At 60.9% G+C, this 14435-nt stretch carries 12 protein-coding genes and 3 tRNA genes; 4 read left to right on the forward strand and 11 right to left on the reverse strand.

Going from position 1 to position 14435, the window contains the following annotated elements; all coding sequences use genetic code 11:
- The first annotated feature begins 50 nt into the window (after positions 1-50).
- Together LUN51_RS07835 and LUN51_RS07840 are read left to right on the forward strand one after the other, a co-directional pair.
- Positions 51-524, forward strand: a complete 474-nt coding sequence (locus tag LUN51_RS07835) for a PepSY domain-containing protein (protein ID WP_277810820.1) — start codon at positions 51-53, stop codon at positions 522-524.
- On the forward strand, positions 517-870 hold the full coding sequence (locus LUN51_RS07840) for a hypothetical protein (RefSeq protein WP_277810821.1): 354 nt from the start codon (positions 517-519) through the stop codon (positions 868-870). Before LUN51_RS07835 ends, LUN51_RS07840 begins: the two co-directional genes overlap by 8 nt.
- Before the next feature lie 139 nt (positions 871-1009).
- On the opposite strand, the gene LUN51_RS07845 is transcribed toward LUN51_RS07840, so the two are convergent.
- From LUN51_RS07845 to LUN51_RS07885, 9 genes are all read right to left on the reverse strand, one after another.
- Positions 1010-1086, reverse strand: a tRNA-Arg gene (locus LUN51_RS07845).
- Between the two features lie 100 nt (positions 1087-1186).
- A tRNA-Arg gene (locus LUN51_RS07850) sits at positions 1187-1263 on the reverse strand.
- Between the two features lie 30 nt (positions 1264-1293).
- A tRNA-Ser gene (locus tag LUN51_RS07855) sits at positions 1294-1386 on the reverse strand.
- A gap of 228 nt (positions 1387-1614) precedes the next feature.
- Positions 1615-1812 (reverse strand): carbon storage regulator CsrA, encoded by a 198-nt coding sequence (gene csrA / locus LUN51_RS07860; protein WP_040239634.1) that lies wholly within the window; start codon positions 1810-1812, stop codon positions 1615-1617.
- A 218-nt stretch (positions 1813-2030) separates the two neighbouring features.
- Positions 2031-3275 carry an aspartate kinase gene (locus tag LUN51_RS07865; RefSeq protein ID WP_277810822.1) on the reverse strand — a complete coding sequence of 415 codons (1245 nt, stop codon included), beginning with the start codon at positions 3273-3275 and terminating at the stop codon, positions 2031-2033.
- Between the two features lie 79 nt (positions 3276-3354).
- Positions 3355-5961 carry an alanine--tRNA ligase gene (gene alaS / locus LUN51_RS07870; protein ID WP_277810823.1) on the reverse strand — a complete coding sequence of 869 codons (2607 nt, stop codon included), beginning with the start codon at positions 5959-5961 and terminating at the stop codon, positions 3355-3357.
- 204 nt (positions 5962-6165) lie between these two features.
- Positions 6166-6624 carry a regulatory protein RecX gene (locus tag LUN51_RS07875; protein ID WP_261505888.1) on the reverse strand — a complete coding sequence of 153 codons (459 nt, stop codon included), beginning with the start codon at positions 6622-6624 and terminating at the stop codon, positions 6166-6168.
- 2 nt (positions 6625-6626) lie between these two features.
- On the reverse strand, positions 6627-7712 hold the full coding sequence (recA, locus tag LUN51_RS07880; protein ID WP_277810824.1) for a recombinase RecA: 1086 nt from the start codon (positions 7710-7712) through the stop codon (positions 6627-6629).
- A 138-nt stretch (positions 7713-7850) separates the two neighbouring features.
- The gene (locus LUN51_RS07885) at positions 7851-8375 is read right to left on the reverse strand and encodes a CinA family protein (protein ID WP_277810825.1); all 525 of its coding nucleotides are present in this window, start codon (positions 8373-8375) and stop codon (positions 7851-7853) included.
- A 159-nt stretch (positions 8376-8534) separates the two neighbouring features.
- On the opposite strand from LUN51_RS07885, the gene mutS reads away from it, so the two are divergent.
- Both mutS and fdxA read left to right on the forward strand, forming a co-directional pair.
- On the forward strand, positions 8535-11114 hold the full coding sequence (gene mutS / locus LUN51_RS07890; protein WP_277810826.1) for a DNA mismatch repair protein MutS: 2580 nt from the start codon (positions 8535-8537) through the stop codon (positions 11112-11114).
- A 173-nt stretch (positions 11115-11287) separates the two neighbouring features.
- A complete protein-coding gene (gene fdxA, locus LUN51_RS07895) occupies positions 11288-11611 on the forward strand; it encodes a ferredoxin FdxA (RefSeq protein WP_277810827.1) in 324 nt (107 codons plus the stop codon).
- Between the two features lie 548 nt (positions 11612-12159).
- Here the strand turns inward: fdxA and eno are convergent.
- Together eno and kdsA are read right to left on the reverse strand one after the other, a co-directional pair.
- Positions 12160-13455 carry a phosphopyruvate hydratase gene (gene eno / locus LUN51_RS07900; protein WP_261505883.1) on the reverse strand — a complete coding sequence of 432 codons (1296 nt, stop codon included), beginning with the start codon at positions 13453-13455 and terminating at the stop codon, positions 12160-12162.
- Positions 13456-13574: 119 nt separating this feature from the next.
- Positions 13575-14426 carry a 3-deoxy-8-phosphooctulonate synthase gene (gene kdsA / locus LUN51_RS07905; protein WP_277810828.1) on the reverse strand — a complete coding sequence of 284 codons (852 nt, stop codon included), beginning with the start codon at positions 14424-14426 and terminating at the stop codon, positions 13575-13577.
- Between the last annotated feature and the right edge of the window lie 9 nt (positions 14427-14435).

Genomic DNA, 14435 nt, shown 5'->3' on the forward strand with positions numbered 1-14435 from the left:
GCAGTCGCGGTATGTCATACCAACCTTGAGGCGAAAGCCAGGAGTGAACCATGAAGACGATGCATATGCTGATGATGCCGATGGTCCTCACGGGCGGGTTATCCACCGCCGCACTCGCCGATGAAGGCGGCCTGTCACCAAGCAAGCTCGAGTCACTGCTCAACGATGCCAATGCCTATGGCTTCACCCATTACGATGAAGTCGCTATCGATGACGGTAGCCGTCTTGAGGTGGAAGGCTGGCGTGACGATGGCTGGCAACTCGATATCGATATGCTGGTCGAGGATGGCAGCCTAGTGCACGAGAAACGTCATAAGGACACCATCCCCAACTGGAGCCTGACCAGTGACGAACTGCATCAGGCCCTGAGCAATGCTCAGGGCGCCGGTATGAAACGCTTTGCCGAATTGGATGTCGATGAAAGAGGGCATGTGGATATAGAAGGCTACGACGCCCAGAATAGTGAGATCGACATTCGCCTTGAGCGCAATGACCTAACGGTCACCGGAGTGGAACATGACTAATCGACAGCAAAATGCCGCTTGGCAGGCGGCACAGCAATGGCGAGAACGGACGCGTCAGGCGCGTCCCTCTCCCTCACAGGGCGCCGGCGGGCTCAAGCTGTTCGCCACTTGGTTATTGTTCGGTGCCATGATGATCGTCGGCACCCTGCTTGGCCTGTTCTTCTTGATCATCGGCTGGGCGATGCTGCCCTTCTTGCGCCACCGCATGAAGAAACGCGCCGAAGCGTTTCGCGCCGACCATGCGCGCCCGGCTGGCGGCAATGCTGGCCAGGAATCCCCGGCGCGAGACGCCACACACGCCTCTCAGGTGCTTGAAGGCGACTACCGCGTCAAGTCAGGCGACTGACCAAGGAATAGAAGATAAAAAAATGGCACGCAAGGCGTGCCAGAAACGACTGCTTACCTGCATCACAGGTCTCGCCGTCAAGGAAGGGGGCGTTGACAAAGACGAAAAAGCCCGCCCCCGGAGGGACGGGCTTGATATTTGGTGCGCCCGGGAGGATTCGAACCTCCGACCACCTGATTCGTAGTCAGGTACTCTATCCAGCTGAGCTACGGGCGCTTCACACAACGCACGACCTGCTCTGCCGTGTTTCGCGTTATATCGAGAGCAATGGCTCTCGCATATGCATCATCACGCGACTTACTCGCGCTGTTTAAAGTGGTGCGCCCGGGAGGATTCGAACCTCCGACCACCTGATTCGTAGTCAGGTACTCTATCCAGCTGAGCTACGGGCGCAATACTTCGATGCGATGCATCCGGTTGATGTGGCGGAGAGAGAGGGATTCGAACCCTCGATGGGGCTACAAACCCCATACTCCCTTAGCAGGGGAGCGCCTTCAGCCACTCGGCCATCTCTCCCTCATCAACACGGCGCGCATGTTACCGATTATACTGGGGTCTTGTCTAGAGCGGATTGAAAATCTTTTAATATCAACCCACACCGTCACTGCTTGCCTGGCGGGAAACTCGCTTGCCGTACTGCGTGCATGTCCAAACTGCTCAATCCAGAAGCATGCCTGATCCAAAAGCCCGAGCCGATAAAGGGGACGACTTCACCAGCCCAGACGGTCCCACGCATGCGTCACTTCAAACGTTTGAACCGCCGTCTTCGCTATCGGTCTTCTCGCGCTGAATACGCTGGTAGATCTCTTCGCGATGTACGGCTACGTCCTTGGGCGCATTGACACCGATACGGACCTGATTGCCTTTCACTCCTAGGACCGTAACAGTGATGTCGTCGCCGATCATTAGTGTTTCACCGACGCGACGGGTCAGGATGAGCATGTCTGATCTCCTTCTCAGGCTTTCTTCCAACGGGATGCATGCACCGCCAAGCGACAGTACGAGGGCGAATTATGCGTCATACAGGCCCCGAGAGCCAATGGCGCGTGCTTTGCATCCACGGATGCGCTGAATGAAAGGCCGCATCTGGCCTTCCAGCGTCGTCCTGACGCTACCCTCAGCGTAGAAGCCGATGGGCCAGGAAGGCCAAGTTTCTTTGCTTATTCGCCTTGTATACTGTCTTTATCGAGACCGAAAGCAGTGTGCAGCGCGCGCACGGCCAGCTCCATCTGCTTCTCATCGATAACCACTGAAATCTTGATTTCCGAGGTGGAGACCATACGAATGTTGATGTTCTCCTCGGCCAGCACACGGAACATCTTGGACGCCACACCGGCATGCGAGCGCATGCCCACACCGACCAGCGAGACCTTGGCGATATTCTCGTCGCCACGCAGTTCGCCACCGCCCAACGCCGGGATCACCTGATCCTGCAGGATGCTGTGCGTCTGTTTGAAATCGCTTTTGGCCACGGTGAACGTGAAGTCGGTGTAGTCACCGGCCGGGGCCACGTTCTGCACGATCATGTCGATTTCGATGTTGGCATCGGCAATGGGCCCCAGGATCTTGGACGCCACGCCCGGCACATCGGGGGTGTTGAGCAACGTCAGCTTGGCTTCACTGGAGGTGAAGGCAATACCGGAGATCAGCGGTTCTTCCATGGTGGCCTCTTCTTCTTCAGCGACGATCAGGGTACCGGGGCCGTCCTCGAAGCTGGACAGCACACGCAGCGGTACGTTGTATTTACCTGCAAACTCGACGGCGCGAATCTGCAATACCTTGGAGCCAAGGCTAGCCAGCTCGAGCATTTCCTCGACGGTGATGGAGGACAGGCGTTGTGCCTTGGAGCAGACTCGCGGATCGGTGGTATAAACGCCATCCACATCGGTGTAGATCTGGCATTCATCGGCCTTGAGCGCCGCGGCCAGAGCCACGCCGGTGGTATCGGAACCGCCGCGCCCTAGCGTGGTGATGTTGCCTTCGTCGTCGACACCCTGAAAACCGGCCACGACCACGACTTGGCCGTCGTCGAGGTCGGCCTGGATATCATCGGTCTCGATACGCTGGATACGCGCCTTGGTGTGGGCACTGTCGGTCTGGATGCCGACCTGGCCGCCGGTATAGGACGTCGCCGCCACATCCAGCTTATGCAAGGCCATGGCCAGCAGCGAGCTGGTGACCTGCTCGCCGGTGGACACCAGCATATCCATCTCGCGCGGCGTGGGCTCATCATTGATCTGACTGGCCAGATCGATCAGCCGATTGGTTTCCCCGCTCATTGCCGACACCACGACGACCACCTGATGGCCTTCGTCGCGGAATCGCTTCACTTTTTCGGCGACGGCCTTGATGCGCTCCACCGAGCCCACCGAGGTCCCCCCGAACTTCTGTACGTATAGCGCCATAGCTGCCTATCCGTGGTGGTTTTCCCAAGCATGAATGAAGAAAAGGGCCGGCGCCATGCGCACGACCCTCTTCACGATCTCACTCGCCGAGCCGAGCCTCGACCCAACTCGGCACACTCGCCAAGGCATCAGGCAACGCCTGCGGCCGCGATCCTCCCGCCTGCGCCATATCAGCGCGACCACCACCTTTGCCGCCGACCTGCTCGGCAACATGCTTGACCAGGTCGCCAGCCTTGAGGCGCGCGGTCAGGTCATCGGTCACACCGGCGATCAGGCTGACTTTTTCGTCACCGGCCACGCCCAGCACGATGATCCCTGAGCCCAGCTTGTTTTTGAGTTGATCGAGCAGGCCGCGCAGCTCCTTGCCACCGACGCCCTCGACCTGCTTGGCGAGCAATTTAACGCCCGCCACCTCGTGTACCTCGGCCAGCATGTCGCCACTCGCGGCACTCGCCAACTTGGCCTTGAGCCGCTCGAGCTCCTTCTCCAGGCTGCGATTGCGCTCGAGCGTCGCCTCGAGACGTGACTCCATCTGTTCGGGTTTGGCCTTGAGCTGCTCAGCGACACGCGTGACCTTGGCTTCCTGGTCGCGGAAATACGCCAGAGCACCTTCACCGGTGACGGCTTCGACGCGTCGCACGCCCGCGGCGACCCCCATCTCGCTGAGAATGTGGAAGCAACCGATATCGCCGCTACGCGCCACGTGTGTGCCGCCACACAGCTCGATGGAGAAGTCATCGGCACCAATGGTCAGCACACGTACATTATCGGCGTACTTGGCCTCAAAGAGCGCTGCGGCGCCTTTAGCTTTAGCCTCGTCGAGCGTCATTTGCTCGGTACGCGTGTCGGCGTTGGCCAGAACCTGCGCATTGACGATGCGCTCGACCTCATCGAGTTGAGCCGGCGTCATTGCCTCGAAGTGGCTGAAGTCGAAGCGCAGGCGCTCCGCCGTCACCAACGAGCCCTTCTGCTGTACGTGCTCGCCCAGCACTTGCTTGAGCGCTTCGTGCAACAGGTGCGTCGCCGAATGATTGCGCATGGTCGCCGCGCGCAGGCTGGCATCGACCTGTGGTGTGACGTTCTCACCAACGTCGAGCCGGCCCTCGACGAGCACGCCATGATGCAGATGATGCCCGCCCTGCTTCTGAGTGTCAGTCACCTGGAAACGCATGCCGCTGGCATTCAGGTAACCGGTATCGCCGGCCTGCCCGCCCGATTCACCATAGAACGGCGTACGATCCAGTACCACGACGCCCTGCTGACCGGCTTCTAACGCCGTCAGTGCATTGCCCTCGTGATCCACCAGGGCGGTGACACGGGCCTCGTCTTCCAGGCGGTCATAGCCGGTGAAGGCCGTTTCGCCCTCGAGCTCCAGAGCCGCCGTGTAATCGGCACCGAATTGACTGGCCGCACGGGCGCGCTCGCGCTGTGCTTCGAGCTCACGATGAAAGCCGACCTCGTCCGGCGTCACGCCACGCTCGCGGCAGACATCCGCCGTCAAATCGAACGGAAAACCATAGGTATCGTAAAGCTTGAAGACGGTCTCGCCCGGCAGCACGTCGCCCTCGAGCGTGTCCAGCGCCTCCGTCAGCAGCCCCATACCGTGATCCAGCGTGCGTGCGAACTGCTCTTCTTCCTTGAGCAGCACCTTCTCGATCTGAACGCGTGTCTTGCGCAGCTCCGGATAGGCATCGCCCATCTCGGCATCCAACGCCGCAACCAGCTTGTGGAAAAAAGGCTCGCGCGTACCGAGCTTATGGCCGTGACGGATGGCGCGGCGAATGATACGCCGCAGCACATAACCGCGCCCTTCGTTGGACGGCAATACGTCGTCAGTAATCAAGAAGGCGCAGGAACGGATATGATCGGCGATCACGCGCAGCGACGGCGCGCTAGTATCCGCGTACCCCGTAGCCTCTGCCGAGGCATCGAGCAGATTCTGAAACAGGTCGATCTCATAGTTGGAATGCACGCCTTGCAGCACCGCGGCGACACGCTCCAGCCCCATGCCGGTATCGATAGACGGCTTGGGCAGTGGGTTCAGCGTTCCGCCGCTGTCGCGATCGAACTGCATGAACACTAGGTTCCAGATCTCGATGTATCGATCACCGTCCTCATCGGGGCTACCCGGTGGGCCACCTGCGACCTCGGGCCCATGATCGAAGAAAATCTCCGAGGACGGGCCGCAGGGGCCGGTGTCGCCCATCTGCCAGAAGTTGTCCTCGTCGAGCTTGGAGAAGCGCGCCGGATCGATACCGATCTCATCCTTCCAGATACGCTCGGCCTCATCGTCACTGACGTGGACGGTGACCCACAGCTTGTCGGCGGGCAAACCCAGCCGTTCGGTCAAAAACGACCACGCGAAGCCGATCGCATCGCGCTTGAAATAATCGCCGAAGCTGAAATTGCCCAACATTTCGAAGAACGTATGGTGGCGCGCGGTATAGCCGACGTTATCCAGATCGTTGTGCTTACCCCCGGCACGCACACAACGCTGCGCGGAGGTGGCGCGTACATAGGGGCGCGGATCGCGTCCCAGGAACACGTCCTTAAACGGCACCATGCCGGCATTGGTGAACAGCAACGTCGGATCGTTGCCGGGCACGAGCGAGCTCGACGGCACGATGGTATGGCCGTGCTCCTCGAAGAACGTCAGAAAGGCTTGTCTGATGTCTGCGCTTTTCATAGAAATTCCGTGGCGGTGTGCGTTAGGCGCTGCGGGCACGCGCGGCCCGACCGGACAAGCGGTGGGCGAGAAACGCGAAAGTCGACGAATGACGGAAAAGGAGTCGCTTCGAACCATCGCAAGGCGCACTAGTATAACGCGTTCGGCGGGGGACTAAAGAGGTGCCGAAACGCCAGCAGGAAGGGGCGCACATGGCGTGCGTTTCTATCGAGGACTCTCCCAGGCATGCGCCATGGCATGGCGCACCTGATCGAAAGCGAACCCGCGCGAGGCCAGGAAGCGCTCGCGCTTGGCGCGTTCTCGCGGCTCGCGGCCGGGTGAATCGAAGCGTTTGGCCAATGCCTCACACGCCAGGTGGTGCCAATCGGGAGCCTCGCTTTCGAGCGCCTCCTGCGCCATCTCATCGGTGACGCCACGTGAGCTCAACTCGGCGCGAATCTTCATTTCCCCTTGGCCACGAGACAAACGCGAACGCACGAACTGCTCGGCGAAGCGGGCATCGGACTGCAAGCCCTCCTCCGCCAGACCATCCAACGTTAACGCGATGTCGGCGCGCTCATGCCCTCGCGTCGTCAGCCGCGACACCAGCTCAGCCCGCGAGTAGTCGCGACGCGCCAGCAGGCGGATGGCATCGTCGCGAGGTGTCGTCTCTTGCTTATCCATGGTTACAACAGGTTGCCATCGTCCTGGGTCGCAGCGGCCTTATCTTCCTTGCCTTCGCTCGCACCTTCCTCCGCCTTGTCGTCTTCCGCCTTGGGCGTGGAGAGCAACCGCGCGCGAATCTCGTTTTCGATCTCTTCCATGATCGCCGGGTTATCTTCCAGGAACTGTGCAGCGTTGGCCTTACCCTGGCCAATCTTGCTTCCCTGGTAGCTATACCAGGCACCCGCTTTATCTACCAAGCCTTGCTGTACCCCGAGATCGATGACTTCGCCAGCATGGTAGATACCCTTGCCATAGAGGATCTGAAACTCGGCCTGGCGGAACGGCGGCGCCACCTTGTTCTTGACAACCTTGACGCGGGTTTCGTTGCCGGTCACCTCGTCGCCCTGCTTGACCGAGCCGGTCCGCCGGATGTCGAGACGCACACTGGAGTAGAACTTCAATGCGTTGCCGCCGGTAGTGGTTTCGGGGCTACCGAACATTACACCGATCTTCATGCGGATCTGGTTGACGAACATCACCATGCAATTGGCGTTCTTGATGTTGCCGGTCACCTTGCGCAGTGCCTGCGACATCAACCTGGCTTGCAGGCCAACGTGGGAATCCCCCATCTCGCCCTCGATCTCGGCACGCGGCGTCAAGGCTGCAACCGAATCGACGACGATGACGTCGACGCCGCCGGAACGTACCAACATGTCGCAGATTTCCAGCGCCTGCTCACCAGTATCTGGCTGCGAGACCAGCAAATCGTCAAGATTAATGCCCAGTTTTTCAGCGTACGTCGGATCCAAGGCATGCTCGGCATCAATGAACGCACAGGTCTTACCTTGTTTCTGTGCCTGGGCGATCACCGAGAGCGTCATGGTGGTCTTGCCCGAGGACTCGGGGCCGAAGATCTCGACCACGCGACCCAGCGGTAAACCGCCCACACCAAGCGCGATATCCAACCCCAGCGACCCGGTGGATATGGCCGGCGTCGCTACGCGCGGCGTATCGCCAAGACGCATCACGGCGCCCTTGCCGAACTGGCGCTCGATCTGGGAAAGCGCTGCGTTAAGCGCCTTGGAACGGTTGTCGTCCTGTGCCATGAAGGTCTCCTATCGAAGGACGTCGAAGCTCGCACGGCGGCGCTGACCCATGTCATCGCCGACCGCAAAATACTGTATGACTAGACAGTAGTATGACGAAAAAATTCCTCGCCGCCTACCTCTGTTTCCTATCCGATATCACGCTGGCGATACCATTTTCTCAAGCCTGTCGATCAGGCCGATCAGCGCCACGCGTACCGCCTGGCCACGTACGACGTCACGCGTACCCGGCAAATGATGGCACTCGCTCTCTTGCGCTCGCGCATCGCCCCAGGCGAACCAGACCGTGCCCACAGGCTTGTCCGCACTGCCGCCGCCGGGGCCCGCGACCCCGCTGATCGCCACCCCCAGCGTGGCACCACTGTCGCGACATGCACCCGCCACCATCTCGCGCACAGTCTCGGCACTGACCGCTCCATGCTGGGCAAGGGTCACGTCACGCACCCCAAGTAGGCGCTGCTTGGCATTATTAGCGTAGGTCACGTAGCCGGTCTCGAAATAGTCGGAACTGCCAGCGATTTCGGTAATGGCACTGGCCACGCCGCCGCCGGTGCAGGACTCCGCCACCGTCACGCTGGCATTCGCCGCGAGACAGGCACGCCCCAGGCGCTCGGCTAATGCCTCGAGCGAAAAGGCTTGCCATGCTGTCAGCGTCACCGCCATGTAGTGTCTCCCGATTGCCATCTTAAGCGGCATGCCACTGACGCCGCCCACCTGAATGCGTAGAATAGAGGCTTTGGCGAACGTTTGCAGACTCTTCCAGCACTGCGGCGCCTTATCCCACATTTGGCAACATTAGCCACCGGCACGACAAGGATTCGCATGAGCCAGGCCTCTGCCCAGCATACCCCGATGATGGTCCAGTACCTGAAGATCAAGCGCGAGCATCCCGAGGTGCTGCTCTTCTATCGCATGGGCGATTTCTACGAACTGTTCTATGAAGACGCCAAGCGCGCCGCGCAACTGCTCGACATCACCCTGACCCAGCGCGGCCAATCGGCGGGCAAGCCGATTCCCATGGCCGGCGTGCCGTATCATAGCGCCGAGGGTTATCTGGCGCGGCTGGTCAAATCTGGGGAATCGGTGGCCATCTGCGAGCAGATGAGCGACCCCAGCACGGCCAAGGGTCCCGTGGATCGTCAGGTCGTGCGTATCGTCACGCCCGGCACCCTGCACGACGAAGCCTTGCTCGACGCGCGCCGCGACAACCTCGTGCTTGCCGTGCATCCTCAGGGCGAACGCTGGGGCATGGCTTGGCTAGAGCTTTCAAGTGGCCATTTCAGCGTGCTCGAGGTGGACGGCGAAAGCGACCTGCTGTCCGAGATCCAGCGCCTCGACCCCGCCGAGTTGCTCGCCGCGGAGAGCCTCTCGTTGCCACCTGCTCTCGCCGAACGTCCCGGCTTTCGCCGCCAGGGCGACTGGCTGTTCGATCTGGAGAGCGCTCAGCGCTTGCTGTGCGATCAATTCGGCGTAGCCGACTTGCGTGGCTTCGGCTGCGCGCATCTCACCACCGCGCTGACCGCCGCTGGCGTGCTCATCGACTACGCCCGCGACACCCAACGTTCACGACTGCCCCACGTCACCGGGATCGCAGTGGAAACCCGCGACGAGGCGGTAGTGATCGACGCCGCCAGCCGTCGCAATCTCGAGATCGACATCAACCTCGGCGGCGGCTTCGAGAACACGCTGGCCAGCGTGTTGGACACCACCGCCACGGCCATGGGCTCGCGTCAATTGAAGCGCTGGCTAAACCGGCCGCTGCGCGACACCGTCCAGGTCCAGGCGCGTCAGGCAGCAGTACAGAGTCTCATCGACGACGACCGTTATACGGCCCTGCGCGAGCCGCTCAAGGCGATCGGTGACATCGAGCGTATCCTCGCTCGTGTGGCCCTATACAGCGCCCGGCCGCGCGACCTGGCACGCCTGCGCGATGCACTCAATGCCCTACCTGCGCTGGAGAACGATCTAGCGGAGCTCGACGACGGCACGGCCATCGACGAGCTCAAGCGCCATATCCAGCCGTACCCCGAACTGGCCGAGACGCTGACTCAGGCGCTGGTCGACAACCCGCCCGTGGTGATCCGCGACGGCGGAGTCATCGCCACAGGTTTCGACGAGGAACTCGACGAATACCGTGGCCTGGCCGAACATGCCGGCGACTACTTGGTCGAGCTCGAGACTCGCGAGCGCGAACGCACCGGCCTCGCCAGCCTCAAGGTCGGCTACAACCGCGTCCACGGTTACTTCATCGAAATTCCGCGTGCCCAGGCCCGAGAAGCGCCGGCCGAATACATTCGTCGCCAGACGCTGAAAAATGCCGAACGCTTCATCATCCCCGAGCTCAAGGAGTTCGAGGACAAGGCACTGTCGGCCAAGTCGCGCTCACTGGCCCGCGAAAAGCTGCTCTACGACGGCTTGCTGGAAACGCTCAACGTCGATCTTCAAACACTCCAGGGCACGGCACGCGCCCTGGCGACCCTCGACGTGCTGGCATGTTTCGCCGAACGCGCCCTGGCGCTGGATTTCGTACGCCCCCGTCTGAGCGATCAGCCCGGCCTACGCATTCGTGGCGGGCGCCATCCCGTGGTCGAGCACGTCAGCGACCACCCGTTCGTGCCCAACGATCTGATGCTCGACGAAACGCGGCGCTTACTGGTCATCACCGGGCCCAACATGGGCGGGAAGTCTACCTATATGCGCCAGGCGGCCTTGATCGCTCTGCTCGCGCATACTGGCAGCTGCGTGCCCGCCGACGATGCCGAAATCGGGCCCGTGGATCGTATCTTCACGCGTATCGGCTCCAGCGACGATCTGGCCGGTGGCCGGTCGACCTTCATGGTGGAGATGACCGAAACCGCGACCATCCTGCATAACGCCACCGAACACAGCCTGGTGCTGATGGACGAGATCGGACGCGGCACCAGCACCTTCGACGGCCTCTCATTGGCCTGGGCCAGTGCCGAGCACCTGGTCGAACGGCGCGCCTTCACGCTCTTTGCCACGCACTACTTCGAAATGACCGCGTTGACGGAACCCTACGACGGCGTGGCTAACGTGCACCTGACGGCCGCCGAACATCAGGACGGCATCGTCTTCATGCACCGTGTCGAGGAAGGGCCCGCAAGCCAGAGCTACGGCCTGCAGGTCGCACAGCTAGCTGGCGTGCCGCCACGCGTAGTAGCACGGGCACGCGAGAAGCTCGCCACCCTGGAGCAACAGGAAGTCCATCAAGCCGGCACTCGTGGCGGAATACACGAGGGGGGCACGCCCAAACCGCAACAAGCAGATCTTTTCGCCAGTGCGCCGCATCCGGTCGTCGAGGCCTTGGAAAAGCTCGACCTTGATGACCTTTCTCCACGCCAAGCCATGGCCTTGCTCTATGAGTGGCGTGAACAATGCTGAAGGTGCGTTTGGCTATGAGGCCATTCCAAAACGTTTATGGTGCCCGCTTGCCCACGCGCCAGGGGCGCGACTAAAATGTGGCGCCATTAGAATATGCCATTATAAATCGCCGCCCGTTTATAACCGTACTGTCACCCTTGGGCGCTGCCGCGACCGAGATTCAGGAGATCCTCATGACATTCGTCGTCACCGAAAACTGCATTCGCTGCAAATACACCGACTGCGTCGAAGTCTGTCCCGTGGACTGCTTCTACGAAGGGCCCAATTTCCTGGTGATTCACCCCGATGAGTGTATCGACTGCGCGCTATGCGAGCCCGAATGTCCGGCCGAAGCGATATATTCGGAGGATGAGCTTCCGGATGATCAGAAGGAATTCACCGAGCTCAATGCCGAGCTTTCCGAGATTTGGCCCAACATCAGCGAGAAGAAGGATCCTCTGCCCGAGGCGGAGCAGTGGGACGGCAGCGCCGACAAGCTGCAATACCTCGAACGCTGACGCTGATCGCCAATATCCTCAGCGCGCCACGCAACGCCGACCTTTCGATGAGGTCGGCTTTTTTTGGTCGAAAGGCAAAGGCAAGACAAAAAAAAGCGGCCCGAAGGCCGCTGCATCCCATTCATCCCTGAGCGGCTCCCTCCGCTCGACTCCCGAGGTGCGCTCCATGCCTGCCATGGGCTCCCTCCACGACAGGCGCACCTTGCTGCATCCCAATCTGCCTCCAGGTAAGCAATGCCTTTGCTCATCCTGTGCCACAGCATTGTTACCCAACCTTCCCGTCGCAACAAGCGGGTCATTTGACCGCTGCTTTCCTGCAGCCAGACACCGCCCAACAAAAAATATCTTTAAAAACAAAGAAATAAGACAAAAGAAAGCGTATCTATCGCACCAAGCATTGCGGTTTATCACACATTGAGGGCATTTTTTGTAGGAAATCTCTTACAAGAAATGGAGATAATACTTACTCCCAAAACACCCACGGCGGCCCTGAAGGCCGCCGTGAATGCTACATCCGGGATGTCATAGACTACGCTTTGCGTCCGGCGTCAATCCTGGCCCTTGATCGCAGCCAGGCCCGGGTAGGCAGCTTGTCCCGCCAAAGCCTGCTCGATGACCAGCAAGCGGTTGTACTTGGCCACGCGATCGCTGCGGCACAGCGAACCGGTCTTGATCTGACCGGCGGACGTACCCACGGCCAGATCAGCGATAGTGGTGTCCTCGGTCTCACCACTGCGGTGCGAAATGACCGCCGTGAAACCGGCATCCTGTGCCATCTTGATGGCATCCAGCGTCTCGGAAAGCGAGCCGATCTGGTTGAACTTGATCAGGATGGAGTTACCGATGTGTTCGTCGATGCCACGCTTGAGGATCCGCGTGTTGGTGACGAACAAATCGTCGCCCACCAGTTGGATCTTATCGCCCAGCTTGTCGGTCAGGGCTTTCCAGCCTGCCCAATCGGACTCGTCCATGCCATCCTCGATGGAGACGATCGGGTACTGATCGCACAGTGCTGCGAGATAGTCGACGAAGCCTGTCGCGTCGTAGGACTTGCCCTCGCCCGAGAGGTTGTACTGCCCGTCCTGATAGAACTCCGAGGAGGCGCAGTCCAACGCCAAGGTTACGTCCTTACCCATGGTGTAGCCGGCCTTTTCCACGGCCTCCTGGATCACCGCCAACGCCTCGGCGTTGGATGCCAGGTTGGGGGCGAAACCGCCCTCGTCGCCCACCGAGGTCGACAGACCGCGCGCGGCGAGCACCTTCTTCAGGGTATGGAAGATCTCGGCGCCCATCCGCAGCGCTTCACGGAAGTCGGGCGCACCAACCGGCTGAATCATGAATTCCTGAATGTCGACGTTGTTGTCGGCATGCTCGCCACCATTGAGGATATTCATCATCGGCACAGGCATACGGAACTGACCCGGCTGGCCGTACAGCTCGGCGATGTGTGCGTAGAGCGGCACGCCCTTCTCGATGGCGGCAGCCTTGGCCGCGGCGAGCGACACGGCGAGGATGGCGTTGGCGCCGAGGCTGCCCTTGTTGTCGGTGCCATCCAGTTCGAGCATGGCATTATCCAGACCGCGCTGATCGAGCGCGTCCTTACCCACCAGGGCATCGCGAATCTTGCCGTTGACGGCCTCGACCGCCTTGAGCACGCCCTTGCCCAGGTAGCGCGACTTGTCTCCGTCGCGCAGCTCCAGCGCCTCGCGCGAGCCGGTGGAGGCGCCGCTCGGCGCGCAAGCCGTGCCACGCACGCCACTCGCCAGCACTACATCGGCCTGAACGGTTGGATTGCCGCGGGAGTCCAACACCTCGAGAGCGTGGATATCTTTGATCTCAGCCATTGCGAGTCATCCTCGTGTTAACGATGGGTCGTTTCAGCATATCGAGAGGGTAGCGGTCGCGTTGACCGCTACGGGCGGCTCCGCTCGTCGTGTACTCGACTATCGCATGCGTCGTTGTCTCAGTCGATTTCCAGGGGCGCGAAACCCTTGACCATGTCGTCGATCGACTTGAGTTGGCTCAAGAAGCCTTCGAGGCGGTTCAAGGGCAAGGCACAAGGGCCATCGCACTTGGCGTTGTCAGGGTCGGGATGCGCTTCGAGAAACAGCCCCGCCAGCCCCACTGCGACACCCGCACGCGCCAGCTCGGCGACCTGCGCACGACGCCCGTCGGCGCTGTCGGCGCGGCCCCCGGGTTGCTGCAGCGCATGGGTGACGTCGAAGAACACCGGGTATCCGGTCTGCTTCATTTCCCCGAAGCCCAGCATATCGACCACCAGGTTGTTGTAGCCAAAGCTGGAGCCGCGCTCGCAGAGTATCAGCCGCGAATTGCCGGCTTCCTCGCACTTGCGAATGATATGACGCATCTCATGCGGGGCGATGAACTGCGGCTTCTTGATGTTGATCGCCGCGCCGGTCTCGGCCAACGCCACCACCAGATCGGTCTGGCGGGCCAGGAAGGCCGGCAACTGGATGACATCCGCCACTTCGGCCACCGGCTTGGCCTGCCAAGGCTCGTGTACGTCGGTGATCACAGGCACACCAAAGCGCGACTTGATCTCGGCCAGCCACTCGAGGCCTTTTTCCAGGCCCGGGCCACGATACGAGTGGATCGAGCTGCGGTTGGCCTTGTCGAAGCTCGACTTGAAGACATAGGGCATGCCCAGGCGCTGCGTCACCTCGACATAGGCCTCGGCGACTTCCAGGGCCATCTCGCGGGACTCGAGCACGTTCATGCCGCCGAACAGCGTCAGCGGCAATGAATTGCCGGCCTTGAGGCCGGCAAACTCAATCTGTTTGGATGTCTCGGCCATAGTGCTTCC

Source organism: Chromohalobacter canadensis, from assembly GCF_029544075.1.
In the GTDB taxonomy this organism is placed as follows: domain Bacteria; phylum Pseudomonadota; class Gammaproteobacteria; order Pseudomonadales; family Halomonadaceae; genus Chromohalobacter; species Chromohalobacter canadensis_A.

What these genes read in the sequence shown, in the direction of transcription:
- fdxA (WP_277810827.1), top strand. Translation starts at nt 11,288, where the DNA reads ATGACATTCGTCGTCACCGAAAACTGCATTCGCTGCAAATACACCGAC.
- LUN51_RS07835 (WP_277810820.1), top strand. Translation starts at nt 51, where the DNA reads ATGAAGACGATGCATATGCTGATGATGCCGATGGTCCTCACGGGCGGG.
- kdsA (WP_277810828.1), bottom strand. Translation starts at nt 14,426, where the DNA reads ATGGCCGAGACATCCAAACAGATTGAGTTTGCCGGCCTCAAGGCCGGC.
- LUN51_RS07885 (WP_277810825.1), bottom strand. Translation starts at nt 8,375, where the DNA reads ATGGCGGTGACGCTGACAGCATGGCAAGCCTTTTCGCTCGAGGCATTA.
- recA (WP_277810824.1), bottom strand. Translation starts at nt 7,712, where the DNA reads ATGGCACAGGACGACAACCGTTCCAAGGCGCTTAACGCAGCGCTTTCC.
- LUN51_RS07840 (WP_277810821.1), top strand. Translation starts at nt 517, where the DNA reads ATGACTAATCGACAGCAAAATGCCGCTTGGCAGGCGGCACAGCAATGG.
- csrA (WP_040239634.1), bottom strand. Translation starts at nt 1,812, where the DNA reads ATGCTCATCCTGACCCGTCGCGTCGGTGAAACACTAATGATCGGCGAC.
- alaS (WP_277810823.1), bottom strand. Translation starts at nt 5,961, where the DNA reads ATGAAAAGCGCAGACATCAGACAAGCCTTTCTGACGTTCTTCGAGGAG.
- mutS (WP_277810826.1), top strand. Translation starts at nt 8,535, where the DNA reads ATGAGCCAGGCCTCTGCCCAGCATACCCCGATGATGGTCCAGTACCTG.
- LUN51_RS07865 (WP_277810822.1), bottom strand. Translation starts at nt 3,275, where the DNA reads ATGGCGCTATACGTACAGAAGTTCGGGGGGACCTCGGTGGGCTCGGTG.
- LUN51_RS07875 (WP_261505888.1), bottom strand. Translation starts at nt 6,624, where the DNA reads ATGGATAAGCAAGAGACGACACCTCGCGACGATGCCATCCGCCTGCTG.
- eno (WP_261505883.1), bottom strand. Translation starts at nt 13,455, where the DNA reads ATGGCTGAGATCAAAGATATCCACGCTCTCGAGGTGTTGGACTCCCGC.